The following is a 2,194-nucleotide window of genomic DNA, read 5'->3' as shown; positions in this document are numbered from 1 at the left end:
GGTATCCTGTCTCCTTCTTACTTTTCGTTAGTTCCTAAGTAATAGCCAACCTCTACGCCACCGAACCCTACAACGGCCACAGTGACAAGCGTTGTCAATATATTCCAAATCTCCATGTCATCCCCCTTAGTGCCATTCTTCAATGGCCTTGCTAATCTCGTCACGGTCGTAAACTGTGCCGTACCCTGTGACGTGTGCCCTCACTCGCCCAGCGTTCACTAAATGGCGCTTGAACGTGTTAGACGAACACCCGGCATATTTGGCCGAGTCCTTTAAATTCAGCCACCTAGGCCACTCTGTGACGTTCTGTGTTGTCTGTTCCATGCTATTCCTCCTTAAGTAGCCAATCATTTAGCTTATCGAACGTTTTTTCTTGCAGTGTCTCGGTCTTGCCGTTGATGATATTAGACAAAGTTACCCGATTCACTCCTGTAATCTTTGACAGCTCTTTATAAGTTAGGTGCTCCTTTGCTTGTTTAACAATCAAGGCATTTCTAAAATTATCTGTTAAAACTTTCATGTCTCCTCCTTGACAATTTTTAATTGTCTTTATGCTTGTAATATTAGACAATTATAAATTGTCTGTCAACTATTAATTGTCTAATTTTATTAAATAATCTATAATAATCAGTGCAAACTATATTGAGAGGTTTACCGTCTATGAATAAAAAAGCTATGGAACGCCTTAAGTATGAAAGAATAAAAAAGAATAAGACCCAAAAAGACATTGCTGACTTTTTAGGATTAACTAAACAAGCTGTTCAACGATATGAAGCTGGGTTGAGCACGCCAAAATTAAAAACCTGGCAAAAACTTTCTAACTTCTTTAAAGTTAATATTTTATATTTACAAGGGCTTTCTGATATTCGTAACGATTCCCAAGCATTTTCTAATATAGATTCTTTAACTTCTATGGATAATCTTAGCCGTGATGATATGGAACAGTTATTAAAAAATCACGGCATTGTCATTGCTGGAGAGGATTCTTTCAAAATGTTAGAAGATTATCTTGATGATTATAAAGAATCATTTACCGTTCAACAGCAAAGAGATATTGGTACGATTTTAAATTTTTTTAGTTCGCTAATTACTCAATTACACAACAATGATGATGAGTTACATTCTTTACTTCTCGATATTTATACAATTTTGGAACAATACAGCCAAAAAAACAGAAAATAAAAAAGCCCACTTGAGGCTTGCATGATATAAAGCAGTCAAACGTCAACAACGAGAATGATAAAAGATCACATAAAGGAAAAAATATATATGATTACCGAAACAAAAATAAGAGATGATTTATCAACCGTCGTTAAAAAACTACAAACACAATATAAGTACTACAAAAAAATATCATCAATTCTAGGCATGCTGACCATCGCATTATCTTCTAGCATACCGATTATCATTTCGTTATCTGAAAACAATGTACACTTGCTCATCATTGTTTCAGTATTTTCAGCCATCATCACACTCATTCAAACTACTAATTCAACATTCAAAATTGAAGATAAAAAGAACTTAATAGGAAATACTCTAATCGCAATCAAAAAAGAACAATTACTCTTTGATATTCACGCTTCCCCATATAATCAAACGGACGATGAGAATGTAAAAACACTAGTTCAAAACATTATTAACTCGTCTGAACAATCATTTGACGACTTTTTTGATTCTGTGAAATAATAAGTATTTTCATATTATCCACATTGTAACTATGTACACTGGAATCAAACATCCGGTATACGGGAATTAGGAGAAGTATTTATGAAAACTAAAATAGTACAAGCAATCTCAGCGAGTGGACTAGAGAAGAAACTAGACGAGGCTATTCTTAATATTGAACAACAAGGTCAAGAGATTGTGAGTGTGACACCTTGGTCTGTAACATATCGGGCGTTGATCTTGTATAAATAAAAAAGCCCGCTTGGGCTTGCACGAAAGATTATTGATATAATTTAATTGTTGTAGCTACCGCACAACTTCCTAAATAAGCGCTTTGGTTGCCATATGGTTTACCAAGGTGCTTTTTATATTGGGGATGTACACAATACTACTTTGATCACTGCACCCTATTTATAATTTTTGTAAAGAATGCAAGAGTTATAAAAAATGCACCTCTTTTGAAAAAGGGTGCAAACTCTAAACAACTATAAACGCCTATATAACGCTATTTATCACTGCACCCCTTTTG

Annotated in this window: 4 protein-coding genes; 3 read left to right on the top strand and 1 reads right to left on the bottom strand. The window is 34.7% G+C overall.

Features of this window, described 5'->3' with window-relative positions; all coding sequences use genetic code 11:
* Positions 1–325: 325 nt before the first annotated feature.
* Positions 326–520, bottom strand: a complete 195-nt coding sequence (locus AOQ32_RS07375) for a helix-turn-helix domain-containing protein (RefSeq protein ID WP_059394257.1) — start codon at positions 518–520, stop codon at positions 326–328.
* A gap of 140 nt (positions 521–660) precedes the next feature.
* Here AOQ32_RS07375 and AOQ32_RS07370 point away from each other — a divergent pair, with 140 nt between their 5' ends.
* The 3 genes from AOQ32_RS07370 to AOQ32_RS08895 all read left to right on the top strand — a co-directional run bounded on the left by AOQ32_RS07370 (position 661) and on the right by AOQ32_RS08895 (position 1,917).
* Entirely contained in the window at positions 661–1,182 is a 522-nt protein-coding gene (locus tag AOQ32_RS07370) for a helix-turn-helix domain-containing protein (RefSeq protein WP_059394256.1), read from the top strand.
* Between the two features lie 87 nt (positions 1,183–1,269).
* The gene (locus tag AOQ32_RS07365; protein ID WP_059394255.1) at positions 1,270–1,686 is read left to right on the top strand and encodes a DUF4231 domain-containing protein; all 417 of its coding nucleotides are present in this window, start codon (positions 1,270–1,272) and stop codon (positions 1,684–1,686) included.
* An 81-nt stretch (positions 1,687–1,767) separates the two neighbouring features.
* Complete coding sequence (locus AOQ32_RS08895; RefSeq protein WP_199504899.1) at positions 1,768–1,917, top strand: hypothetical protein; 150 nt, start codon at positions 1,768–1,770, stop codon at positions 1,915–1,917.
* The last annotated feature ends 277 nt before the right edge of the window (positions 1,918–2,194 follow it).

The sequence above is a fragment of the Fructobacillus tropaeoli genome (genome assembly GCF_001047135.2).
Lineage (GTDB): Bacteria > Bacillota > Bacilli > Lactobacillales > Lactobacillaceae > Fructobacillus > Fructobacillus tropaeoli.
The sequence above is the reverse complement of the archived record's forward strand: the minus strand, read 5'-3'. Positions and strand labels throughout refer to the sequence as shown.

Excerpts from the sequence above, each read along its gene's own strand:
- AOQ32_RS08895 (WP_199504899.1), top strand. The coding sequence starts at position 1,768 with ATGAAAACTAAAATAGTACAAGCAATCTCAGCGAGTGGACTAGAGAAG.
- AOQ32_RS07365 (WP_059394255.1), top strand. The coding sequence starts at position 1,270 with ATGATTACCGAAACAAAAATAAGAGATGATTTATCAACCGTCGTTAAA.
- AOQ32_RS07370 (WP_059394256.1), top strand. The coding sequence starts at position 661 with ATGAATAAAAAAGCTATGGAACGCCTTAAGTATGAAAGAATAAAAAAG.
- AOQ32_RS07375 (WP_059394257.1), bottom strand. The coding sequence starts at position 520 with ATGAAAGTTTTAACAGATAATTTTAGAAATGCCTTGATTGTTAAACAA.